Annotated in this window: 18 protein-coding genes and 4 tRNA genes; 7 read left to right on the top strand and 15 right to left on the bottom strand. The window is 59.1% G+C overall.

What is annotated here, in order from left to right; all coding sequences use genetic code 11:
* Window positions 1-55: 55 nt before the first annotated feature.
* Window positions 56-2,095 carry an NADPH-dependent 2,4-dienoyl-CoA reductase gene (locus OC445_RS16415; RefSeq protein WP_054917366.1) on the bottom strand — a complete coding sequence of 680 codons (2,040 nt, stop codon included), beginning with the start codon at window positions 2,093-2,095 and terminating at the stop codon, window positions 56-58.
* A gap of 211 nt (window positions 2,096-2,306) precedes the next feature.
* Here OC445_RS16415 and OC445_RS16420 point away from each other — a divergent pair, with 211 nt between their 5' ends.
* Together OC445_RS16420 and OC445_RS16425 are read left to right on the top strand one after the other, a co-directional pair.
* Window positions 2,307-3,437 carry a carbon-nitrogen hydrolase family protein gene (locus OC445_RS16420; RefSeq protein ID WP_034127941.1) on the top strand — a complete coding sequence of 377 codons (1,131 nt, stop codon included), beginning with the start codon at window positions 2,307-2,309 and terminating at the stop codon, window positions 3,435-3,437.
* Window positions 3,438-3,441: 4 nt separating this feature from the next.
* On the top strand, window positions 3,442-4,476 hold the full coding sequence (locus OC445_RS16425) for an AraC family transcriptional regulator (RefSeq protein ID WP_034127942.1): 1,035 nt from the start codon (window positions 3,442-3,444) through the stop codon (window positions 4,474-4,476).
* Window positions 4,477-4,842: 366 nt separating this feature from the next.
* On the opposite strand, the gene OC445_RS16430 is transcribed toward OC445_RS16425, so the two are convergent.
* The gene (locus tag OC445_RS16430; RefSeq protein ID WP_034127943.1) at window positions 4,843-5,634 is read right to left on the bottom strand and encodes a DUF2242 domain-containing protein; all 792 of its coding nucleotides are present in this window, start codon (window positions 5,632-5,634) and stop codon (window positions 4,843-4,845) included.
* A gap of 88 nt (window positions 5,635-5,722) precedes the next feature.
* Entirely contained in the window at window positions 5,723-6,622 is a 900-nt protein-coding gene (locus OC445_RS16435) for a LysR family transcriptional regulator (protein WP_169918742.1), read from the bottom strand.
* A gap of 117 nt (window positions 6,623-6,739) precedes the next feature.
* Between OC445_RS16435 and OC445_RS16440 the strand changes: the two genes are divergently transcribed.
* Window positions 6,740-7,921, top strand: coding sequence for an MFS transporter (locus OC445_RS16440; protein WP_127880739.1), 1,182 nt, complete (start codon window positions 6,740-6,742; stop codon window positions 7,919-7,921).
* 118 nt (window positions 7,922-8,039) lie between these two features.
* On the top strand, window positions 8,040-9,383 hold the full coding sequence (nhaA, locus tag OC445_RS16445) for a Na+/H+ antiporter NhaA (RefSeq protein WP_054897258.1): 1,344 nt from the start codon (window positions 8,040-8,042) through the stop codon (window positions 9,381-9,383).
* Between the two features lie 173 nt (window positions 9,384-9,556).
* Here the strand turns inward: nhaA and OC445_RS16450 are convergent, their stop codons facing one another.
* The 10 genes from OC445_RS16450 to OC445_RS16495 all read right to left on the bottom strand — a co-directional run bounded on the left by OC445_RS16450 (window position 9,557) and on the right by OC445_RS16495 (window position 18,981).
* The gene (locus OC445_RS16450) at window positions 9,557-11,431 is read right to left on the bottom strand and encodes a SurA N-terminal domain-containing protein (RefSeq protein WP_103299422.1); all 1,875 of its coding nucleotides are present in this window, start codon (window positions 11,429-11,431) and stop codon (window positions 9,557-9,559) included.
* A 228-nt stretch (window positions 11,432-11,659) separates the two neighbouring features.
* Window positions 11,660-11,932, bottom strand: coding sequence for an HU family DNA-binding protein (locus OC445_RS16455; protein WP_003174819.1), 273 nt, complete (start codon window positions 11,930-11,932; stop codon window positions 11,660-11,662).
* 149 nt (window positions 11,933-12,081) lie between these two features.
* Window positions 12,082-14,478 carry an endopeptidase La gene (gene lon, locus OC445_RS16460; RefSeq protein WP_034127948.1) on the bottom strand — a complete coding sequence of 799 codons (2,397 nt, stop codon included), beginning with the start codon at window positions 14,476-14,478 and terminating at the stop codon, window positions 12,082-12,084.
* Between the two features lie 188 nt (window positions 14,479-14,666).
* Window positions 14,667-15,950: an ATP-dependent Clp protease ATP-binding subunit ClpX gene (gene clpX / locus OC445_RS16465; RefSeq protein WP_003192254.1), complete on the bottom strand. Its 1,284-nt coding sequence runs from the start codon at window positions 15,948-15,950 to the stop codon at window positions 14,667-14,669.
* Window positions 15,951-16,062: 112 nt separating this feature from the next.
* On the bottom strand, window positions 16,063-16,698 hold the full coding sequence (gene clpP / locus OC445_RS16470; RefSeq protein ID WP_003192255.1) for an ATP-dependent Clp endopeptidase proteolytic subunit ClpP: 636 nt from the start codon (window positions 16,696-16,698) through the stop codon (window positions 16,063-16,065).
* Between the two features lie 91 nt (window positions 16,699-16,789).
* Entirely contained in the window at window positions 16,790-18,100 is a 1,311-nt protein-coding gene (gene tig, locus OC445_RS16475; RefSeq protein ID WP_034127949.1) for a trigger factor, read from the bottom strand.
* 401 nt (window positions 18,101-18,501) lie between these two features.
* Window positions 18,502-18,577 (bottom strand) — tRNA-His (locus OC445_RS16480).
* A gap of 77 nt (window positions 18,578-18,654) precedes the next feature.
* Window positions 18,655-18,739: transfer RNA gene (locus OC445_RS16485), tRNA-Leu, on the bottom strand.
* A gap of 57 nt (window positions 18,740-18,796) precedes the next feature.
* Window positions 18,797-18,872, bottom strand: a tRNA-His gene (locus OC445_RS16490).
* A gap of 32 nt (window positions 18,873-18,904) precedes the next feature.
* Window positions 18,905-18,981, bottom strand: a tRNA-Arg gene (locus OC445_RS16495).
* A 275-nt stretch (window positions 18,982-19,256) separates the two neighbouring features.
* On the opposite strand from OC445_RS16495, the gene folD reads away from it, so the two are divergent.
* Window positions 19,257-20,111, top strand: coding sequence for a bifunctional methylenetetrahydrofolate dehydrogenase/methenyltetrahydrofolate cyclohydrolase FolD (gene folD, locus OC445_RS16500; RefSeq protein WP_003192259.1), 855 nt, complete (start codon window positions 19,257-19,259; stop codon window positions 20,109-20,111).
* Between the two features lie 207 nt (window positions 20,112-20,318).
* Window positions 20,319-21,242: a D-alanyl-D-alanine endopeptidase gene (gene pbpG / locus OC445_RS16505; protein WP_236455073.1), complete on the top strand. Its 924-nt coding sequence runs from the start codon at window positions 20,319-20,321 to the stop codon at window positions 21,240-21,242.
* A 113-nt stretch (window positions 21,243-21,355) separates the two neighbouring features.
* Here pbpG and OC445_RS16510 read toward each other — a convergent pair whose 3' ends face one another.
* Window positions 21,356-22,021 (bottom strand): peptidase C39 family protein, encoded by a 666-nt coding sequence (locus tag OC445_RS16510; RefSeq protein WP_057975025.1) that lies wholly within the window; start codon window positions 22,019-22,021, stop codon window positions 21,356-21,358.
* A gap of 212 nt (window positions 22,022-22,233) precedes the next feature.
* Between OC445_RS16510 and OC445_RS16515 the strand changes: the two genes are divergently transcribed.
* Window positions 22,234-22,395, top strand: a complete 162-nt coding sequence (locus tag OC445_RS16515; RefSeq protein ID WP_164919344.1) for a hypothetical protein — start codon at window positions 22,234-22,236, stop codon at window positions 22,393-22,395.
* Here the strand turns inward: OC445_RS16515 and OC445_RS16520 are convergent.
* Window positions 22,392-22,802, bottom strand: a complete 411-nt coding sequence (locus OC445_RS16520) for a hypothetical protein (protein WP_198790556.1) — start codon at window positions 22,800-22,802, stop codon at window positions 22,392-22,394. The two genes, OC445_RS16515 and OC445_RS16520, sit on opposite strands and share 4 nt — an antisense overlap.
* Window positions 22,803-22,934: the final 132 nt, after the last annotated feature.

Below are 22,934 nucleotides of genomic sequence, written 5' to 3' on the forward strand. Positions count from 1 at the left end.
GGCAGGTATCTGAATGAAAAGAGGGCGGTAGTCTACCACCGCCCCTCTTGGCGTATTACAGCTCTGCAGCCAGGCGCGAGCCCTGGTTGATGGCGCGCTTGGCGTCCAGTTCGGCCGCCACATCGGCGCCACCGATCAGGTGCACGTTCTGGCCGGCGGCGACCAGGCCGTCGTGCAATTCGCGCAGCGGGTCCTGGCCGGCACAGATGACGATATTGTCCACCGCCAGGACTTGCGGCTCGCCCTCGGCGCCGATGCGGATATGCAAGCCTTCATCGTCGATCTTCAAGTACTCGACGCTGTTGAACATCTGCACCTGCTTGTTCTTCAAACCGGTGCGGTGGATCCAGCCCGTAGTCTTGCCCAGGCCATCGCCCACTTTGGAAGCCTTGCGTTGCAGCAGGAACACTTCACGGGCCGGCGCGTGGCGCTCGGGTTTGATCCCGGCCACGCCACCACGGGCTTGCAGCTGAGTGTCGATGCCCCATTCTTTCCAGAACGCCTCACGATCCAGGCTGGTGGATACGCCTTGGTGGACGAGAAATTCAGACACGTCAAAACCGATGCCGCCGGCGCCGATCACCGCCACGCGCTTGCCCACCGGCTTGCGCTCGAGGATCACGTCCAGGTAACTCAGGACCTTGGCGTTGTCGACACCGGGAATCGCCGGGGTACGCGGTGCGATGCCGGTGGCCAGGATCACTTCGTCATAACCGCCCGCTACCAGTTGCGCAACGTCGACACGGGTGTTGAGGCACAGCTCGACGTGGGTGGTCTGCAATTTGCGTTTGAAATAACGCAGGGTCTCGAAGAACTCTTCCTTGCCCGGCACGCGCTTGGCGATATTGAACTGGCCGCCGATCTCGCTGGCGGAGTCGAACAAGGTCACCTGATGCCCGCGCTCGGCGGCCACGGTAGCCGCGGCCAAACCCGCAGGGCCTGCGCCGACGACCGCGACCTTTTTGATCTGCTTGACCGGCAAGTAATTGAGCTCGGTTTCGTAGCACGCCCGCGGGTTGACCAGGCAGGTGGTGAGCTTGCCGCCAAAGGTATGGTCCAGGCATGCCTGGTTGCAGCCGATACAGGTATTGATCTCATCGGCGCGCCCGGCGGCGGCCTTGTTGACGAACTCGGGGTCGGCGAGAAACGGCCGCGCCATCGAGACCATATCGGCGTCGCCTTCGGCCAGGATCTGCTCAGCAATTTCCGGGGTGTTGATGCGGTTGGTGGTGATCAGCGGAATCTGTACCGAACCGCGCAATTTGGCCGTGACTTTACTGAACGCACCACGGGGTACCTTGGTGGCGATGGTCGGGATACGTGCTTCGTGCCAGCCGATACCGGTGTTGATGATCGTCGCGCCGGCCTGTTCGATGGCCTTGGCCAACTGCACGATCTCTTCCCAGACACTGCCGCCTTCCACCAGGTCGAGCATCGACAGGCGGAAGATGATAATGAAGTTCGGGCCTACGGCTTCGCGTACGCGGCGCACGATTTCCACCGCCAGACGCATGCGATTTTCAAAGCTGCCGCCCCAACGGTCGGTGCGATGGTTGGTATGGGCAGCGAGGAACTGGTTAATGAAGTAGCCTTCGGAGCCCATGATTTCGACGCCGTCATACTCGGCGACCTGGGCCAGCAGCGAGCAGGTGACAAAATCCTGGATCTGCTTTTCGATGCCCTCTTCATCCAGTTCCTTGGGTTTGAACGGGTTGATCGGCGCCTGGATAGCGCTCGGAGCCACCTGCTTGGGGCTGTAGGCGTAACGCCCGGCGTGGAGGATCTGCATGCAGATCTTGCCACCCGCGTCGTGCACGGCTTGGGTAACGATCTTGTGCTTGCTCGCCTCTTCTTCGGTGGTCAGCTTGGCTGCACCGGCGTACACGCCGCCTTCATCATTGGGGCCAATGCCGCCAGTGACCATCAGGCCTACGCCGCCACGGGCGCGCTCGGCAAAATAGGCCGCCATACGCTCGAAACCGCCGGGCTTTTCTTCCAGGCCGGTGTGCATCGAACCCATCAGGGTACGGTTGCGCAAGGTGGTGAAACCCAGGTCCAACGGGGCCAGCAGGTGCGGGTAGGCAGCAGCGGTCATGGTACAGCTCCACAACGGATCATCACGGGACGTGGCGCACTCGAACGGCGTGCCATCGGTTTATGTCCCACAGACTAAGAGGCGGTGGACCACGGCTCAATGACTGAAACTGACAAGTTATTGATCCAAATGCACAGCGCCCCTTGGCAAGCCACGCCATGGGCCCTACCCTAGTCGCGAACCCTGCACCTGGTCTGTTGTCTGTTGCCCCATGCGTAAACTTCTAGCGTTCACCGTCATCATGGCCCTGGTTGCCTCACTCGCCGCGTATCTGGTCTGGACCCAGGAGCGCCCCGTGGCGCATTACCTGTCCGACCTGCGCATCACCCTCGCCGTCAACGAGGGCGAACCAGCCGACCGGGGCAACCTGCTGGGTATCCAGCCGGAACTGTTCCCTGCCGATTACCAGAGCCTGGAACGCCTGCATCTGAAGCTGTCCGCCTACCTGCAAAATGCCCGGGACCTTGGGCTGATCAATGCCAAGACCGTTGTGGTGCTGCCGGAACATATCGGCACTTGGCTGATGCTCGGCGGAGAAAAGAATGAGCTGTACCAGGCCGCTCACCTCAAGGACGCCATGAACTGGCTGTCGATCAGCAACCCGCTGCAATTTGCCAAAGCCTGGATCAGCGCCACTGGCGACAACCGCATGGACGATGCGTACCTGCGCATGAAAGCCCCGGCAATGGCCCGCGACTATCAAGTGTTGTTTGGCGGCCTCGCCAAAGAATTTGGCGTGACCCTGGTGGCCGGTTCCATCGCCCTGCCCAACCCGAGCGTGATCCAGGGGCAACTGGAGATCGGCCACGGCGCGCTGTACAACGCCAGCGTGGTGTTCGCCGCCGACGGCTTGCCGCTGGGCCAGCCGCAGCGCCAGCTTTACCCGATCTACGATGAACGTGGCTTTATAGAACCTGGCGATGAGCATGTCGTCAACGTTGTCGATACCCCCGCCGGGCGCCTGGGCATTCTGGTCGGCAGCGACAGCTGGTACCCGGACAACTACCGCAAGCTCAACGAGCAAGGCGCGCAATTGATCGCGGTACCCGCTTTTGTCACCGGCCGCGATACCTGGGACCGTCCGTGGCGCGGTTTCAAGAGTGTGTCTACGCCCTCAGAAGTGAGCCTCAAGCCTGAAGAAACCAGTGAGGGCGCGGCCTGGCGTCGCCTTACCCTGATCAGCCAGCCGCCTGTCAGCGAAGCCACCGCGGGCATGAGCGTCTTTCTGCGCGGACAATTCTGGGACCTGGGCAGCGCCGGCCAAAGTTTTCTCAGTCGCAATGGGCAAGTCTTCGCCGATGGCGACGCCCATGGTGCGCGCCTGCTGAATATCTGGCTGTAGCGCCGTGAAGCCGGTGCGCCTGGGGGATCTGTCGGTGGGCTTCGTGCACACCCTGGCCGACGCCATCCACAGCCACGGCCTGGACCCACAGCCCCTGCTGCTGCAATACGGCCTCGATCCAGCTCGCCTGGCTGAGGCCGGCGCACGCTTGTCGATCCCGCGCTACATGCGCCTGGGCCACGCGGCCATCCAACTGACCGGCAACCCCGGCCTGGGTCTGCGTATGGGCCAGCTCAGCCGCTTGAGCCAGGCTGGTCTTGCCGGCGTTACTGCCGCCCAAGCGCCCACCGTGCGCGAAGCGGCACGCACGCTCACACGCTTTGAAGCACTGTACGGCTCCAACTATCGCGGGCAATCAAGCTTTCATGAAGACGCCGAAGGCGCGTGGCTGAGGTTTTATTCCATCAGCCCCTACAACACCTATAACCGCTTTGTGGTGGATTCGATCATCGCCGGCTGGCTGCAGCAATTGTCTGGCCTGGCCCAACAGCCGGTGCAGGCCCAGCGCATTGAAATCGAATTCGACGCGCCGGACTACCACGACCACTACAGGGTGCTGGGAGAGGGCGTGGTCCACTTCGGCGCCGAGGTCAATCAACTGCGCCTCAGCCAACCCACCCTGGCGCTGCGCAACCCGCAGCATTGCCCAAGCACCTGGCACCTGTTGCTACAGCTGTGTGAAAGGGAATTAGAGCAGTTGACCCGCACCCGCAGCCTGCGCGAGCGCATTACCCGGTTGCTCGGGCCGATGCTCAATGGCGGCCGGGAACCCGACCTGGAGGAAGTGGCGGCACGCTTGAAGCTGCCAACCTGGACATTGCGGCGCAAACTGGCCGAGGAAGGCACGCAGTTTCGCGCGATCCTCAATGACACCCGTCGCGACCTGGCCATGACCTACATTCGCGATACGGAACTGGCGTTCGGCGAGATCGCCTACTTGCTCGGTTTTGCTTCGGCCCAAGCCTTCCAAAGGGCCTTCAGGCGTTGGAACAACCAGACCCCAGGGGAATTTCGCCGCAGTCAGCGCCACTCCGCCTGAAGTCGGTGTTACAGCTCGGTGGCATCGTCGGCAGGATCCAGTGGGTCTAGCTCGAATGCCTGATACTCCAGCAGCTCTTCCTGGTAATCGTCCATGGTGGACTCCTTTTCGTGTTGAAAGCGGTTGCAGATTAATGACCTGCGAACCCAGCCTAAAGTGCCGTCATGACGAAAAAATGTCGACGCCGTGACATTCCTGCTCTTCAGGATTAAACGTAGCGGCGATCACTTGATTTAACTCAACCGCAACCTCGGTCAAAATGTGGGAGCGGCTTTGCTCGCGAAAGCGGTGGGTCATTGAACACACTTGGCGACTGTTACACCGTATTCGCGAGCAAGCCCGCTCCCACATCAGAACAGCATTGCGTTACTGCGCAGGCATCGGAAGCGGTGGAATCGCTTCCGTCGGCGCCGGCAAGGACGGATCAGTCGGCGCCGGTGCAACCGGAGCAGGCTCTGTCACCGGTGCAATCGGTGCAGCCTCAGGTGGCGGCGCAAGCGGCTCTGCAGCCGCAGGCGCTACAGGCACATCCTTCGGCGCTTCGACCTTCTCGGCTGCCGGAGCGGTCTTGGGCTCGGGCACGCCGAGGTCGGCCTTGGGCTGCTCGGGGATATGCTCGGCCTGCTTTACTTCCTGCGGCAGGAACACGTCCACCAACGCAAAGTAGCGCTCGTAGAACTTCGGTGCCGAGACGGTCTCGCTTGCCACCTTCACCATCGAGTCGTCGGTGGAGCCAATCGGCATCGACACCGAGCCCAGCACGCCCACACCGAGGCTCGCGGAGTTGTTGACCTTCTTCAGCGCATAGCGGTCCTGCAAGGCGTTGGCAAACATCGTCGAGTGATTGCTGCCCTTGCCATCAGCAGCGCACACCACATTGAAACTGATCTGCAGGTGGGTCTCGCCGGTCTGCTGGAAGCTCTTGTTGCCGGCCACCAACTTCGGATCGCTGCTGGTGATGATGTAGCCCTGGCTCAGCAGGGCACGGCGCGCAGCTTCACAGGCCGCCACATCGCTGACCGGGTAATCGCGGGAAAACGTACCGGAATCGTCGAAATTCTCATGTTCATAGATAGCGGTCTTGGGTGACGAGCAGCCCGCGGCGCCCGCCAGCACCAGCGCCAACCCGAGATTGCGCAAGTGAAATGATGTCGACATTGAAAATCCTGAAGAAAACGGTCCGGACGGTATTGTGCAACAGAACGCGACATTGAAGCGCGATTCCTGTCGGTAAAACATCTCAAGCTCAGACAGCGGCGTCAGTAGGAAAAAGCCCGGCGCACATATGATCGATAAAGGCCCGCAGCTTGGCCGAAGCATGGCGACTGGCCGGCCACAGCAACCAGAAACTGCCGCGATGTTCGAGGTGCTCATCCAGCACCCGTCGCAAACGCCCATGCTGTACGGCCTGGTTGACCATGTAGTCCGGCAGGCACGCAATGCCCAGTCCTTCTTGCACCACATGATTGAGGGACTCGATGGTAGTGCTGACCAGCGGTGCGCGCAGGTTCAGTTCTGCCGCCCCCGGGACATGACGCAGCGGCCAAGGCTCCAGCTTACCGGTGGCGCAGAATTTGTGCCGCAGGCAGGCGTGATGATTCAGGTCCTGGGGCCGACGGGGGGTGCCGTGCTGGTCGAAGTAGCCGGGCGTACCGACGAGGACCAACTGGTAATGCCCAAGATGGCGCACCATCAAGCGCGAATCTTCTGGCTTGCCGGTGCGAATCACCGCGTCGAAGCCCTCCTCTATCACGTCCACCATGCGATCGGAAAAATCCACATCCAACTCGATGTCCGGGTAGGCACGCATAAAATCGCTGATCACCGGCATCAACAAACCACGCACTTGGGGCACACTGATCCGCAGCTTGCCGCGAGGCTTGGCAGTGACCTCAGTCAATTCCTGTTCGGCCGCTTCCAACTCCGCCAGGATGCGCCGCGAACGTTCCAGGAAGAGCGCGCCCTCGCTGGTCAGAGTGATGCTGCGGGTGCTGCGATGAAACAACCTGACGCCCAGGCGCTCTTCCATTCGCGCAATGCTTTTACCCACCGCCGACGATGACACGCCCAGTGCACGGCCCGCAGCGGTGAAGCTAAGCGTTTGCGCGACCTGCACAAAAACCGAGAGGCTGCCCAGATTGTCCATGGTGATGCCTTTGCCGATTGCGGACATCAACGTCCGATAAGTTCGGAACCTTAGCCTGTTTTTCCGCGCCTCGCAGCCCCCTACCCTGGCGCCTTGACCCTTTCAAGGAGAGCCCCGATGAACGACAGCCCCCAATTGATCGATACAGCCCCCCACGCTGAACCGCTGCCACTGGCCGGTTTGCTGGCGTTGGCCTGCGCCGGCTTTATCACCATCCTCACCGAGGCAATGCCCGCCGGTTTGTTACCGCAAATCGGTGCTGGGCTCGGGGTCTCCCAGGCTCTGGTCGGGCAACTGGTAACGCTCTATGCGCTCGGCTCGTTGCTCGCCGCTATCCCGCTGACATTGCTGACCCGGGGTTGGCGCCGGCGGCCGTTGCTGTTGATCGCCATCGGCGGCTTTGCATTGGTTAACAGTGTCACCGCCTTTTCCAGCCACTATGGCTTGACCTTGGCTGCACGATTTTTCGCCGGTGTGTTCGCGGGCTTGCTGTGGGCCTTGCTGGCGGGTTACGCCAGTCGTATGGTCGCACCTCATCTGCAGGGCCGGGCGATTGCCGTGGCCATGCTGGGTGCGCCGCTGGCCTTGTCCCTCGGCGTGCCCGCCGGCACCCTGCTGGGTACGCTGGTCGGATGGCGCGCCAGTTTTGCCATCATGACTGGCCTGACCCTGTTACTGCTGGTATGGGCGCGTTGGCAACTGCCGGATTTTGCCGGTGAACCGCCAAGCAAACGCCTCGGCTTACGTCAGGTACTGGCGTTGCCAGGCATACGGCCGGTGCTCTGGGTGACCTTTACCTACGTGCTCGCGCATAACATTCTCTATACCTACATCGCCCCTTTGCTGGTGCCCGCCGGTATCGGCCGCGAGATTGATCGCGTGCTGCTGGTGTTCGGCCTGATGGCCCTGCTGAGTATCTGGCTGGTAGGCGTCTGGATTGACCGGCACCTGAGGCTACTGACCCTCATCAGTTGCGCGATGTTCGCCGTTGCGGCCCTGCTGCTCGGACTATGGTTCAACTGCGTAGTCGCCATTTACGTCAGCGTGGCGTTGTGGGGGCTCGCCTTCGGTGGCCTCCCAGCGCTATTGCAAACCGCGCTGGCCAAGTCGGCTGGCAACTCGGCCGATGCCGCCCAATCGATGTTGGTCACGGTATGGAACCTGGGCATCGCCGGAGGTGGATTAGTGGGCGGGCTCTTGCTCGAACGTTGGGGCGTCGTGGCATTTCCATGGGCAGTTCTAGGATTGATCGTGTTGGCGCTGGGCGCAATCCGGGGTAAAGCGCTGCCCGCGCGATGACAAGTTTGTTTACAACTTATTCCTCACCTTCCTATCATCGCCCCTGGGTGCGTTGTTGCATAAAGCACGGCGCAGGTTAAAAGCCAAGCATTGGTCGGGCCGCCAATGGAGATTTGTCGTGCCTGATAAACACCCCGCCATCCCCCGCCCCCAGCGTTTGACTGAGGGCGCGCTGTCCGCCCTTGAGCGCTTTTCACACATCGAAGCCGTCAGCGGTATCGTGCTGCTGCTGGCCGCCATCGTCGCGCTGGTGTGGGCCAACAGCCCCGCCGCCGCGACCTACGAGCATTTCTGGAACACGCCCATCACCCTCGGGCTGGGCGATTACAGCGTGTCGCGCTCCCTGCATTTTCTGGTGAATGACGGGCTGATGACCATTTTCTTTCTGGTGGTCGGTACCGAGATCCGCCAGGAAATCAAAGACGGCGCCCTCGCCAACCTGAAGCTGGCCACGCTGCCCTTGGGCGCGGCGTTGGGCGGTGTGCTGATGCCCGCACTCATCTACACCCTGCTCAACCACGACACCGCCGCCGCGAGTGGCTGGGCAGTCCCCACCGCGACCGACATCGCCTTTGCCGTGGGTGTGCTTGCGCTGCTGGGCAAATCGATTCCGAGTGGCGTACGCATCCTGCTGCTGGCCTTGGCGATCATCGATGACATCGTGGCGATTCTGATCATCGCGATCTTTTTCACCGCCAGCCTCGACTACATGGGCTTGGTGATTGCTGCCGGCGGGCTGGCCCTGGTGTTGGTGTTCCAACGCATGGGCATCAGCAAGGCGGCGATCTACCTGCTGCCAGGCGCTATCGTGTGGTTTGGCCTGCTCAAGACCGGCGTGCACCCGACGCTCGCCGGGGTGATCCTTGGCTTGATGACCCCCGTCAATTCCAAGCCCACCCGGGAACGCCCGCTGGAAACCATCGAACGCACCTTCAACGAGCTGATGGACCGGTTCTCGCAGCCAGCCGAAGGGGCCCAACAAGTCGCCACGCCCCTCAAGCAATTGCGCGAAGCTCAACGGGAAATACTGCCGCCGGTGCAGCGTGTTCAATCGGCGCTGCACCCGTGGGTAGCGTTCGGCGTGATGCCGCTGTTTGCATTGGCCAACGCCGGTGTGAGCCTGGACGGTTTCAATCTGGATGACCCGCTGGCCCACGGTGTGTTCATGGGCGTCATCTTCGCCCTGGTGCTCGGCAAGCCTCTGGGCGTGATGCTGGCGAGCCTGGCGCTGGTCAAGCTCAACATCTGCAAGCTGCCGGACGGTGTGACCTGGACGGGCGTTGGCCTGGTCGGCCTGCTGGCGGGGATCGGTTTCACCATGTCGATCTTTATCTCGTCCCTGGCATTTTCCGACCCGGCCCTGCTGTCGGCTGCGAAGCTGAGCGTATTGGCGGCTTCAACCCTGGCGGCGGTGATCGGGTTGACGTGGGGCAAGCTCAAGTTTGCTGCCAAGCCTATCTGAGGCAGAGCACCAACCTGTGGCGAGGGAGCCTAAAAAGCCGGGACTGCTGCGCAGTCAACGGGAGCAAGCTCCCTCGCCACAGTGACAGTCCCATTTAACTGAGTAGCCGCTTTATCAAGGGCAAAAAAAGACCCCGGCCTTTTCAGGTCGGGGTCTTTTTATTCAGGCCGGCATCAATACTTCTTGATGTCTGCCTGGGTTTCCAGCTGCTTGCGGTAGGCCGCGAAGTCCTGCTGGCCAATACGGGAAGCGAGGAAGCGGCGGTATTGCGCTTTTTCTTCGTCCGTAGGGGCCGCCGCTTCGTTCACACCGTTCAAGCGCACGATCACCAGGCTGCCATCGCGCAGGGTCACGGTGGTGAAGGTCGGCTTGTCCTTGGCCACAGGCTTGGGCATGCGGAACAAGGCTTGCAGCACGGCCGGGTCGATGGAGTCCTGACCACGGGTAGCTGCCTCAGTCACCTTCCAGGCCTGGCCGTCAACCGGCTGGTCCAGCGCGGTCTTGCCATCACGCAGGCTGGCGATCAACTCGTCGGCATGGGCTTTGGCGGCAGCGCTCGCGCGCTCCTTGGTCATCTGGGTGCGAATGGCCGCAGCGACGTTCTCCAGCGGCAACTGGGCCGGCTTGAGATGCTCTTTGGCACGCAGCACGATGATGGTTTCCGGGTCCAGCTCGATAGCGCTGCTGTTGGCACCTTCATCCAGCACTTCCGGGCTGAAGGCTGCAGTGACCACGGCACGGTTGGCCGCAACACCTTCGCCACCTTCACGGCCAAACGGCGCGGAAGTGTGGACGGTCAGCTTCAGGTCAGACGCCGGCTGGGCCAGGTCAGAGGCTTCGAATGCCGCATCTTCCAATTGCTTGGTCGCTTCGACAAAACGCTGTTCAACCTGCTGTGCCTTGAGCTCGCGGGTCAGCTTGTCTTTCAGGCTGGCGAACGATGGCACCTCAGGCGCTTCAACGCCCAGCAACTTGATCAGATGCCAACCGAAGGTAGTGCGCACTGGCGCCGACACCTGGTCTTGCTTCAAGCCGTACAGCGCGGTTTCGAAGTCCGGGTCATAAACGCCAGGGCCGGCAAAGCCGAGGTCACCGCCATTGTTGGCCGAACCTGGGTCCTGGGAGAACTCCTTGGCCAGGGCTTCGAACTTCTCACCCTTGGCCAGGCGCGCCTGGATGTCTTCGATCTTGGCCTTGGCTTGCGCCTCGGTGACCTTGTCGTTGACTTCAATCAGGATATGCGCGGCACGACGCTGTTCAGCGAGGTTGGCGGTTTCCTTCTCGTAGGCAGCCTGCAGCTCATCGTCCTTGACGCTGACCTGGTCGAAGAAGGAAGACTTCTTCAACTCCAGATAGTCGATGACCACCTGGTCCGGGGTCATGAACTCTTTGGCGTGCTGGTCGTAGTAGGCCTTGACCTCGTCGTCGGTGAGTTTCACCGCCGCAGGGTCAGCCTTGATGTTGACGGTAGCGAAGTCGCGGGTCTGTTTTTCCAGACGGGCAAATGCCAGCACCTCGGCGTCGGTCACAAAACCGCTGCCGGCGATGCCTGCGCGAACCTGGCCGATCAGCATTTCCTGGGTCAGCATTTGACGGAATTGCATGCGGCTATAGCCCAGCTGACGGATCACCTGGTCAAAGCGTTCGGCGTTGAACTTGCCGTCCACCTGGAATTCCGGCGTCTGCAGGATCACCTGGTCCAGCGCCGCTTCCGAGAAGCCGAACTTGGAATCGGCAGCACCTTGCAGCAGCAGCTTGCGGTCGATCAGGCCCTTGAGGGCAGCATCGCGCAGCAGTTTTTCGTCCAGCAGGGAAGCATCGAAATCCTTGCCCAACTGTTGCATCAGCTGGCGCCGTTGCATATCGACGGCCTGGCTCAGTTCGGTCTGGGTGATTTCTTCACCATTGACCTTGGCCACGTCCTGCTTGTTATTACCCGAAGCCTGGAAAATGGCTTCGATACCGGTGAACGCCATCAAAGCGACGATGATCCCGATAATGGTCTTGGCAATCCAGCCTTGTGAATTGTCCCTGATATTTTGCAGCATGCGTCCCCCAGAAACGGTTGAACTTCAAAAATTAGGCAACCGTGGAGCGTGGGTAGAGTCCGGATAGAAGAAAGGCGCATCCGAGGATGCGCCTTCTCGTAACTGGCGGAGCGGACGGGGGTTCGAATCTGCACCCCCGGCGTGGCGACCCGATACGTGGGTCAGCTACCGCTCCGCTGCCAGGCCAGACCTGCGTCCGACCCGGGTAAGCAAAGGCTTGAACGAAGCTTAGTTAACGGCTTCTTTCAGGGCTTTACCGGCTTTGAAACCTGGTTTCTTGGCAGCAGCGATTTGCAGTGCTTTGCCGGTCTGTGGGTTACGGCCAGTGCGAGCTGGGCGGTCAGTCACAGAGAAAGTACCGAAGCCTACCAGTACCACGGAGTCGCCGGCCTTCAGAGCGCCAGTGACGGATTCGATTACTGCGTCCAGCGCACGGCCAGCAGCAGCTTTCGGGATATCAGCGGATGCAGCGATAGCATCAATCAGTTCCGACTTGTTCACTCTAAGTCCCCTTATATATCTATTGAGTATGATTCTAAGTTTTTTGGTAAAAAGCAAAACCAGTGCTGAATGGCCTACAGACACTTAAGAGCCGCTTTATAACAAGGGCTCTAAAAAGCTGTCAAGGAAGCCCCCCAGGCTCCAACACATTAATGCGTGCTAATTCTTTCCTTGGAATCGGACTCGCGTTTTTCGTCCTTCGCGACTATCTCCGGGACCACATCCGGCAAGGGCTCCGGCGCGTATTGCAGCGCAATTTGCAGGACCTCGTCAATCCATTTAACCGGTTTAATCTGAAGATCCTGCTTGATATTGTCAGGAATTTCCTTCAAGTCGCGAACATTCTCTTCAGGAATGATCACGGTCTTGATTCCACCCCGGTGCGCAGCGAGTAATTTCTCTTTCAGACCACCGATCGCCAATACCTGACCACGCAGGGTAATTTCCCCGGTCATCGCCACATCGGCGCGTACAGGAATGCCGGTCAACGCTGATACCAGCGCCGTGCACATGCCTACGCCAGCGCTAGGGCCGTCTTTAGGGGTCGCCCCTTCCGGCATGTGGATATGGGTGTCGTGCTTCTCGTGGAAGTCCAGCGGGATGCCCAGGCTGCGGGCGCGGCTGCGCACCACGGTCTGCGCGGCGGTAATGGATTCGACCATCACGTCCCCCAGGGAACCGGTCTTGATCAATTGGCCTTTGCCCGGAATCACCGCAGCTTCGATGGTGAGCAATTCGCCACCTACCTGAGTCCACGCCAAACCAGTCACCTGGCCGACCTGATCCTGTTGCTCGGCCAGGCCGTAGCGGAATTTCTTCACGCCCAGGAAGTGTTCCAGGGAATCGGCAACTACCTTCACAGAGAAGCGTTTTTCCAGCGCGTGCTCCTTCACCGCCTTGCGGCAGATCTTCGCGATCTGGCGCTCGAGGCCCCGTACACCGGCCTCGCGGGTGTAGTAGCGCACGATGTCACGGATCGCCTCGACCTCGAATTCGATCTCGCCCTTCTTCAGGCCGTTGGCCGAAATCTGCTTGGGCGCCAGGTACTTGACGGCGATGTTGATCTTCTCGTCTTCGGTGTATCCCGGCAGACGAATCACCTCCATCCGATCCAGCAAGGCTGGCGGAATGTTCATGGAGTTGGAGGTGCACAAGAACATTACGTCAGACAAGTCGTAGTCGACTTCCAGGTAATGGTCGTTGAAATTATGGTTCTGCTCGGGATCAAGCACTTCGAGCAAGGCCGACGCCGGATCGCCACGCATATCGCTGCCCATTTTGTCGATTTCATCGAGCAGGAACAGCGGGTTGCGTACACCCACCTTTGTCATCTTTTGAATCAATCTTCCTGGCATCGAACCGATGTAGGTGCGGCGATGACCACGGATTTCCGCTTCGTCACGCACGCCACCCAAGGCCATGCGCACGAACTTGCGGTTAGTCGCGCTGGCAATCGATTCCGCCAGGGATGTTTTACCCACACCTGGAGGCCCGACCAGGCACAACACCGGCCCGCGGATTTTTTTCACACGCTTTTGCACGGCGAGGTACTCAAGGATGCGCTCCTTGACCTCTTCCAGGCCGTAATGGTCAGCGTCGAGGATCTCTTCAGCACGGGCCAGGTCCAGGCGCACCTTGGTCTGGGCTTTCCACGGCACTTGCACCAACCAGTCGATATACGAGCGCACCACGGTGGCTTCGGCCGACATCGGCGACATCTGCTTAAGCTTGTTCAGCTCCGCGGTGGCCTTGGTCAGGGCGTCTTTGGGCAGGCCAGCGGCATCGATACGCTTCTTCAGCTCTTCGATTTCGTTGTGGCCCTCCTCGCCGTCACCGAGTTCTTTCTGAATGGCCTTCATCTGCTCATTCAGATAGTACTCGCGCTGGCTACGCTCCATCTGCTTCTTCACACGGCCACGGATGCGTTTCTCAACCTGCAGCAGGTCGATTTCGCCATCCAGCAACGCCAGCACGTGTTCGACACGGGCCGACAGGTCGATGATTTCGAGGATGTCTTGCTTCTGCTCGATCTTCAGCGCCATGTGGGCGGCCATGGTGTCGACCAGGCGGCTTGGCTCATCAATGCTGTTGAGGGACGACAGGACTTCAGCCGGAACTTTTTTGCCCAGTTGCACATACTGCTCGAACTGCGAGAGCAGGCTGCGCACGAACACCTCGGACTCACGCTCCGGGGCTTCGACTTCGTCGATCAGCGCCACTTCTGCACGCAGGTGGCCATCCACCTCCATGAAACGCTCTACGGCGCCGCGCTGCTCACCTTCGACTAACACCTTGACGGTGCCATCGGGCAGTTTGAGCAATTGCAGGACAGTGGCAATGGTGCCGACGCGATACAGGGCATCTTCACCTGGATCATCATCGGCAGGATTCTTCTGGGCCAACAGCAGGATTTGCTTGTCGCCCGTCATCGCGGCCTCGAGGGCTTCGATAGACTTCTCGCGCCCCACGAACAGCGGGATAACCATGTGCGGATAGACGACGACATCACGCAACGGCAGGAGAGGCAATTCGATGGTTGTCTTCATGATTTCGCCTCTATGACAGTTCAAAAATAAGCTTGAAACCAAGATGGGGGTTACATGCAAAAAAAACAAGCTCAATGCCAGTAGTTAAACGCATGAATACACGCGAATTTAACCACCGCTCCGAGAAAAGCCCCCAAAAAACAAGGGGCCCCTAGAGGCCCCTTGCTTGTACCGCAACTGCTGAACGCTTACGCGTCGGGTGCAGCCTTGGCAGCCGGCTCACTGTTTTCGTAGATATACAGTGGCTTGGATTTGCCTTCGATCACGCTTTCGTCGATCACCACTTTACTCACCTCGGACTGCGAGGGGATTTCGTACATGGTGTCGAGCAACACGCCTTCGAGAATAGAACGCAGGCCACGTGCACCGGTCTTGCGCTCCAGTGCCCGCTTGGCCACCGATTTCAGCGCATCGGTACGGAACTCGAGGTCTACTCCTTCCATCTCGAACAATTTGCCGTATTGCTTGGTCAGGGCGTTTTTCGGCTCGGTGAGGATCTGGATCAAAGCCGCCTCATCCAACTCGTCCAACGTCGCCAGGACCGGCAGACGGCCAACGAATTCCGGGATCAGACCGAACTTGACCAGATCGTCAGGCTCGACTTCACGCAGGGACTCGCCCACTTTCTTGCCCTCTTCCTTGCTACGCACTTCCGCACTGAAACCAATGCCGCCACGGGTGGAACGCTGCTGAATCACCTTCTCCAGACCGGAGAACGCACCGCCACAAATGAACAGGATGTTGCGCGTATCAACCTGAAGGAATTCCTGCTGCGGGTGCTTGCGGCCGCCTTGTGGCGGAACGGAAGCAACCGTGCCTTCGATCAGTTTCAACAGGGCCTGCTGCACGCCTTCACCGGAAACGTCCCGGGTGATCGACGGGTTGTCCGACTTGCGCGAGATCTTGTCGATCTCGTCGATGTAGACAATACCCATCTGGGCCTTCTCTACGTCGTAGTCGCACTTCTGCAGCAGTTTCTGAATGATGTTCTCGACATCTTCACCCACGTAGCCAGCCTCGGTGAGGGTGGTGGCGTCGGCGATGGTGAACGGAACGTTCAACAGGCGAGCGAGGGTTTCTGCAAGCAGGGTTTTACCCGAGCCTGTAGGACCGATCAGCAAGATGTTGCTCTTGCCAAGTTCAACCTCGTCACCTTTCTTGTCACGCTGGTTCAAGCGCTTGTAGTGGTTGTACACCGCTACGGCCAGAACCTTCTTTGCACGCTCTTGACCAATGACGTACTGGTCAAGGATGCCGCTGATTTCTTTAGGCGAAGGTAATTTATGCGCACTGCTCTCGGCCTGGGCTTCCTGCACCTCCTCACGGATGATGTCATTGCACAGGTCGACGCATTCGTCGCAGATAAACACCGAGGGGCCGGCAATCAATTTGCGTACTTCATGCTGGCTTTTGCCACAGAAGGAGCAATAGAGCAGCTTGCCGTTGTCCTCGCCGTTGCGGGTGTCAGTCATTCGTTCGATCCAAATCCGATAGGCTTGCAACACAAGATGAAGGCTTATGCGGGCTTTTTCAAGCCCGCCAGTGGTCGGACATGCCGACCAGCCCTATTTTGAGCGGCTTATATTAAGCGGGGCGCTTGTCGATCACTGCGTCGATCAACCCGTATTCCTTGGCGGCTTCAGCGCTCATGAAATTGTCACGGTTGGTATCGCGCTCGATTTCTTCCAGGGTGCGCCCGCTGTGCTTGGCCATCAGCGTGTTGAGACGCTCACGAATGAAGAGGATTTCCTTGGCGTGGATTTCGATGTCCGACGCCTGGCCCTGGAAACCGCCCAGTGGCTGGTGAATCATCACACGCGAGTTCGGCAGGCAGAAACGCTTGCCTTCGGCACCCGCGGTCAGCAGGAAGGCGCCCATGCTGCACGCCTGGCCAATACAGGTGGTCGACACGTTTGGCTTGATGAACTGCATGGTGTCGTAGATCGACATGCCCGCAGTCACCGAACCGCCCGGTGAGTTGATGTAGAGATGGATGTCCTTGTCCGGGTTTTCCGCTTCAAGGAACAGCAATTGCGCACAAATCAGGTTGGCCATGTAGTCCTCTACCGGGCCAACCAGAAAGATCACTCGTTCCTTGAGCAGGCGCGAGTAGATGTCGTAGGCGCGTTCGCCACGAGCGGACTGCTCGACAACCATCGGGACCAGGCCGCCTGCGGCCTGGATATCAGAGTTCTGCTGAATATAGGAATTACGGAACATGCTCTGCAGTTACTCCCAAATAGTCATGTCTTGAAAACGCATAAGCCAGCGCGAGGCTGGCTTATGGTTGAATTTCCAACGAGTTGGACAATCAGTCGGCTTGTGCTGCTTCCGCCGGTTTGACTGCTTCTTCGTAAGAGACCGCTTTATCGGTCACCTTAGCCTTCTGCAGAACAGTATCCACAACTTGTTCTTCCAGCACAACCGAACGTACTTCGTTCATCTGCTGCTCGTTCTTGTAGTACCAAGCCACGACCTGCTCAGGCTCCTGGTAGGCCGAAGCCATTTCCTGGATCATTTCGCGAACGCGGTCTTCGTCTGGCTTGAGGTCAAACTGCTTGACCACTTCGGCCACGATCAGGCCCAGCACAACGCGGCGCTTGGCTTGCTCTTCGAACAGCTCGGCCGGCAGTTGATCAGGCTTGATGTTGCCGCCAAACTGCTGAACCGCTTGAACGCGCAGGCGATCCACTTCGTTGGACAGCAGGGCCTTAGGCACTTCGATCGGGTTGGCGGCCAGCAGACCGTCCATGACCTGGTTCTTGACCTTGGACTTGATAGCCTGGCGCAGCTCACGCTCCATGTTCTTGCGAACTTCGGTGCGGAAGCCTTCGATGCCTGTTTCCTTGATGCCGAACTGAGCGAAGAACTCTTCGTTCAGCTCTGGCAGCTTAGGCTCGGAAACGCTGTTGACGGTAACGGTGAACTCGGCGGCTTTGCCAGCCAGGTCCAGGTTCTGGTAGTCAGCAGGGAAAGTCAGGTTCAGAACGCGCTCTTCGCCGGCTTTGGCGCCAACAAGGCCGTCTTCGAAACCAGGAATCATGCGGTTGGAACCCAGCACCAGCTGAGTGCCCTTGGAGGAGCCGCCAGCGAAGACTTCGCCGTCAACCTTGCCAACGAAATCGATGTTCAGTTGGTCTTCGTTCTGGGCGGCACGGTCGGCCACTTCGAAACGAGTGTTCTGCTTGCGCAGGATTTCCAGCATGTTGTCCAGGTCCGAATCAGCCACTTCGGCGCTCAGACGCTCGATTTCGATACCTTCGAAACCGGCCACTTCAAATTCCGGGAACACTTCGAATACGGCAACGTATTCCAGGTCCTTGCCCGCTTCCAGGGACTTGGGCTCGATCGAAGGCGAGCCAGCAGGGTTCAGCTTCTGCTCGACAACGGCTTCGTAGAAGGAAGCCTGGATCACGTCACCTACAGCTTCCTGGCGCGCATCGGCACCAAAACGACGCTTGATTTCGCTCATAGGCACTTTGCCTGGACGGAAACCAGCAATCTTGGCCTTTTGGGCAGTCTGCTGCAGACGCTTGTTGACCGCAGTCTCGATACGCTCTGCCGGCACGGTGATGCTCAGGCGGCGCTCGAGAGCAGTAGTATTTTCAACAGAAACTTGCATGGATATTCCTCGTTGCACAGACATTAGCCGGCCATTTCCGACCCCAATCAAGGGCATGCATTCTAGTGGGTCAAACTCAAGAAGTCACCCTACTGAAAACACCGCGAAAAACAGCCGGCAATTTATCGGTACGAAAGCACTGAAGTACCTCGCCCCGGTGACAAATACAGCCAAATTGCGCCAGGGCTCTGCGCCGCCCCTTTCTATATATAGAAGGAACAACCATTCATCTCCCTGGCGGCCCGCCCTGCGAACAAAGCGAGCAAGCAACGCGGCATCATCGAGATACATAAATACGACGACACGCCCTGCCGGGGCAGCCCAGCACCTGCAACCACCCAATAACAAACCGCCAAAACCAAAAAAGGCGCCAGACTGTTAAATCTGGCGCCTTTCGAATATGGGGTGGACGAAGGGGATCGAACCCTCGACAACGGGAGTCACAATCCCGTGCTCTACCAACTGAGCTACGCCCACCATATTGCGTTAACAAAGAAACCAAACCACTTCTTTGTTGAGCCCTGCCCCGCCTGACGACCGGGAAAAGCTTTAATTGGTGCGGATGAAGAGACTCGAACTCTTACGCCTCGCGGCGCTGGAACCTAAATCCAGTGTGTCTACCAATTCCACCACATCCGCGCTTGAAGCTCTTAAAGCAAAGGCGCCAGACTGTTAAATCTGGCGCCTTTCAGAATATGGGGTGGACGAAGGGGATCGAACCCTCGACAACGGGAGTCACAATCCCGTGCTCTACCAACTGAGCTACGCCCACCATATAGCGCTACTTGTGCCAAAGCTGCCTAATGGCGCACCCGGCAGGACTCGAACCTGCGACCATCCGCTTAGAAGGCGGATGCTCTATCCAGCTGAGCTACGGGCGCCTTATTAATCTGTACTCTTGGAGGATTACAAACTAAGTGCTTCCAGCCTTGCAGTACAACTATTCTGCTCGACCTTCTTAACCAGTGCTAGGCTGTGCCCGACAAGTGCGACGAATAGTATAGATGCCCTGGAAACCCGTCAAATCTTTTTTGAAAAAAACTGATTTTATTTAAGGGGTTAGGGCAATTTGCAGACCAAGCGCCTTTGCCCTCGCGCCTTGGCATGCGAGAATGCGCGCACTTTTCTTCCCCCTCTCGATGGTTAATCACGCGTAATGACTGCACAACTTATCGACGGCAAATCAATCGCCGCCAGCCTGCGCCAGCAGATCGCCAAACGAGTCACCGAGCGCAGCCAGCAAGGCCTGCGCACGCCTGGCCTCGCGGTGATCCTGGTCGGCAGCGATCCTGCCTCTCAGGTTTATGTCTCGCACAAGCGTAAAGACTGTGAAGAGGTCGGCTTTATTTCCAAGGCCTACGACTTGCCTTCGGACACCACTCAACAGGCCCTGACCGACCTGATTGACAGCCTCAACGATGACCCGGGCATGGACGGCATCCTCCTGCAACTGCCGCTGCCAGAGCATTTGGACGCCTCCAAACTGCTTGAGCGCATCCGCCCGGACAAAGACGTCGACGGTTTCCACCCTTATAACGTCGGCCGCCTGGCCCAACGCATTCCCCTGCTGCGCCCATGCACGCCTAAAGGCATCATGACGCTGCTGGAAAGCACCGGTGTCGACCTGTACGGCCTTGACGCTGTGGTGGTGGGCGCATCGAACATCGTCGGTCGCCCGATGGCCATGGAGCTGCTGCTGGCCGGCTGCACCGTGACCGTCACCCATCGCTTCACCAAGGACCTCGCCGGCCACGTCGGCCGTGCCGACCTGGTGGTAGTCGCCGCCGGCAAGCCGGGCCTGGTCAAGGGTGAGTGGATCAAGGAAGGCGCCATCGTTATTGACGTGGGTATCAACCGCCAGGAAGACGGCAAGTTGGTGGGCGACGTGGTGTATGAAACCGCCCTGCCCCGAGCAGGCTGGATCACGCCGGTCCCCGGTGGTGTCGGGCCGATGACCCGGGCCTGCTTGCTGGAAAACACCTTATATGCAGCGGAAACGCTGCACGGTTAATAACCAGAGGTGATGAAAAAGCCCTGCCTTAGCGCAGGGCTTTTTATTGCCCGTAAAAAAACCGTTTTTTCTTAGTTTTTAGGCACTTTCGTCTGGTTCTAGAAGAACATTCGACAGTTCTTCATCCATACTCCTAAAATGTAACGTCATTTGTCTTAAGACCCGTTCTACAACGGCATTTCCTTACTTTTTAGCGAGTTCATCCGCGTGAAAATTCGTCTTTCTATTGTCAGCCTGTTTTTTGCGTTAACAGGCACCTTCGCCCACGCCGCCGAATCCACCCTGGCCCCGCGTGACGCCTCCAAGCTGCAGATCGCCTCCGGCAGCGCCATGCTGGTCGACTTGCAGACCAATAAAGTCATTTATTCCAGCAACCCTGACGTGGTGGTACCTATCGCCTCGGTGAGCAAGCTGATGACTGGCCTGATCGTCCTCGAAGCCAAGCAGAATATGGACGAGTACATCGACATCAACATCACCGACACGCCCGAGATGAAAGGCGTGTTCTCCCGGGTGAAGATCGGCAGCCAGATGCCACGCAAGGAAATGCTGCTGATCGCGCTGATGTCTTCGGAAAACCGCGCCGCCGCCAGCCTCGCCCACCACTATCCAGGCGGTTACGCGGCCTTCATTGCCGCGATGAACGCCAAGGCCAAGTCCCTGGGCATGACCAGCACCCACTACGTGGAGCCCACCGGCCTGTCGATCCATAACGTGTCGACCGCCCGCGACCTGAGCAAGCTGCTGGCCTATGCGCGCAAGTTTCCGATGCTGAGCCAGTTGAGCACCACCAAGGAAAAGACCGTGTCGTTCCGCAAGCCTAATTACACCTTGGGCTTCTCCAACACCGATCACCTGATCAACCGCGCCAACTGGGATATCAAGCTGACCAAGACCGGCTTCACCAACCAGGCCGGCCATTGCCTGGTGTTGGTGACGAGCATGGGCAATCGCCCGGTGTCGCTGGTGATTCTGGATGCCTTTGGCAAGTTCACCCATTTTGCCGATGCCAGCCGTATTCGTAGCTGGGTCGAGACCGGCAAAGGCGGCGCAGTGCCGGATGTGGCGCTGCGTTACAAGGCCGATAAAAACCTCAAGAACCGAGCGACCGCTGCGGAAGTGCGTCGATAAGCAACGGTTTTAGTGTGGGAGCGGGCTTGCTCGCGAATGCGGGGTATCAGTCGCTACATTCATGGCTGACCCACCGCATTCGCGAGCAAGCCCGCTCCCACATTATTTGAGCTTCACTTCTTCTCTGCCAACACCTTGAGCGCTTGGGCCGCCGCTTGCTCCTGCCCCGCCTGCGCCGTGGCATTGGCCGCTTCGCGCCAGCGCTGCACGTCCACATTGGCCGGCAACTGGCTCGGGCGCTGGGTCAGAATGGCCCAATGGCCCGCGCTCGCCCACGCCGACTCGAAGTCGCTGAAGCGCATGATCAGCCGGCGCTCGTTGCCAGAGCGCAACAGCACCGTACTCTTCTGTTGGTTGAACCCCACCACCACGACATAGCGCGCCCCGGACCAATAACTGGCGTTGATCCGCGCCATCACTGGGTAACCCGCCGCCACCTGCGCCAGCACGGCGGTCAGCTTGGCCTCCAGTGGATACACCATCAGCCCGTATTCACGTGCCAACACTTGCATGTTGCGCTCAAGGTCCGCCTCGGCGCCGGGCAGGTGCAGCGGTTTATCAAGCAAACCCGGTGTCATGACAATGCCTTGTTGCGACAGCATGCTGGCAAGTGCCGTAGGACCGCTCTGATAAGCCTCGCTGCGAAAGGTCGGCACGCCAGTGAGTTCAACGCGCTCCGGCAAGCCTGGCAGTTTCGATGGTGTGCTGCTGGCACAGGCCGCCAGCCCAAGGGCAGCGGCGAGCAGCAAGGAGGTTTTAAGGTTCGACCGTAAGCGCAATTTTTTCACTCTCTTGATCAACTGCCGGTAAAGGCCTCCGATCATAGGGCGCCCCGCCCCGCCGGTATAGCCCACTGGCTCAGTAAAGCGGCGCTGATAGAGCAAAGAAGTTGGACCGACTCGACCATTGGTCAATAGCAGGCAACCGCCAGCTGACTAGACTGTCCATTGAGAAGACTGTGTGTGCCCCAAGTGGGCGAAAGGAGGCCCGAATGAGCCTTGCGACAACGATTTTCCTGTTGATCTGTGGTTGGCTGGCCGTCGCCGCCGCCATGCTGTGGGGAGTCATGCGCGTGACGCGCCGGCATCATCACCCCCACGTCAAACCTGCTGCACCTGCAGAACCGCACAAGGCGACGGCGCATCACGCCTAGCCAGGCATGCAATTGAAGTCCTGGGTCGCGGCAATTTCCTTGCCGTGGTCGTCCTCAAGAGACGCGCGCACCGTGGTGCCCAGGCTCGACTCCACCAGGGTGTAGTGCTCACCTGCCTTGAAATGCTTGTACTCGATGCGGCCCTGGCAGTCCTGCTGGTTGTCATCACCCGGCTCGTCTTCAAATAAAGTCACGTCCAGGCGATGGTCACCCGGGGTCACCTCAAAATAGCGCCCATCGTCCACCCGCTTGCCATCGACACGCTCGGCCATCAGGTCATTCGGCGCTTCTTCCTGCAAGCCGATCCAGGCTTCGCTGGGGTCCGCCTTGGGGATCGGGCCGGCGCAGGCCGACAGTAAACAGACAAAGCCAAGGACGGGAACTAACAACAGTGGTTTGAGTGACATGACAGGGCTCCAAAGGGCATGAATGAAAAGCTCGTATCCGATGGCTGACAAGCTTGATGAGCCGCCCTTCCTGGAACAAATGAATCCCTATGAAAGTATCTTCAGCCCTTGACTAAAACTTCCTTCACCTGG

The organism is Pseudomonas sp. Pse35, assembly GCF_024519715.1.
Lineage (GTDB): Bacteria > Pseudomonadota > Gammaproteobacteria > Pseudomonadales > Pseudomonadaceae > Aquipseudomonas > Aquipseudomonas paracarnis.

What these genes read in the sequence shown, in the direction of transcription:
- folD (WP_003192259.1), top strand. Translation starts at nt 19,257, where the DNA reads ATGACTGCACAACTTATCGACGGCAAATCAATCGCCGCCAGCCTGCGC.
- clpP (WP_003192255.1), bottom strand. Translation starts at nt 16,698, where the DNA reads ATGTTCCGTAATTCCTATATTCAGCAGAACTCTGATATCCAGGCCGCA.
- OC445_RS16520 (WP_198790556.1), bottom strand. Translation starts at nt 22,802, where the DNA reads ATGTCACTCAAACCACTGTTGTTAGTTCCCGTCCTTGGCTTTGTCTGT.
- lon (WP_034127948.1), bottom strand. Translation starts at nt 14,478, where the DNA reads ATGAAGACAACCATCGAATTGCCTCTCCTGCCGTTGCGTGATGTCGTC.
- OC445_RS16415 (WP_054917366.1), bottom strand. Translation starts at nt 2,095, where the DNA reads ATGACCGCTGCTGCCTACCCGCACCTGCTGGCCCCGTTGGACCTGGGT.
- OC445_RS16435 (WP_169918742.1), bottom strand. Translation starts at nt 6,622, where the DNA reads ATGGACAATCTGGGCAGCCTCTCGGTTTTTGTGCAGGTCGCGCAAACG.
- OC445_RS16430 (WP_034127943.1), bottom strand. Translation starts at nt 5,634, where the DNA reads ATGTCGACATCATTTCACTTGCGCAATCTCGGGTTGGCGCTGGTGCTG.
- OC445_RS16450 (WP_103299422.1), bottom strand. Translation starts at nt 11,431, where the DNA reads ATGCTGCAAAATATCAGGGACAATTCACAAGGCTGGATTGCCAAGACC.
- OC445_RS16420 (WP_034127941.1), top strand. Translation starts at nt 2,307, where the DNA reads ATGCGTAAACTTCTAGCGTTCACCGTCATCATGGCCCTGGTTGCCTCA.
- tig (WP_034127949.1), bottom strand. Translation starts at nt 18,100, where the DNA reads ATGCAAGTTTCTGTTGAAAATACTACTGCTCTCGAGCGCCGCCTGAGC.
- OC445_RS16515 (WP_164919344.1), top strand. Translation starts at nt 22,234, where the DNA reads ATGAGCCTTGCGACAACGATTTTCCTGTTGATCTGTGGTTGGCTGGCC.
- clpX (WP_003192254.1), bottom strand. Translation starts at nt 15,950, where the DNA reads ATGACTGACACCCGCAACGGCGAGGACAACGGCAAGCTGCTCTATTGC.
- OC445_RS16440 (WP_127880739.1), top strand. Translation starts at nt 6,740, where the DNA reads ATGAACGACAGCCCCCAATTGATCGATACAGCCCCCCACGCTGAACCG.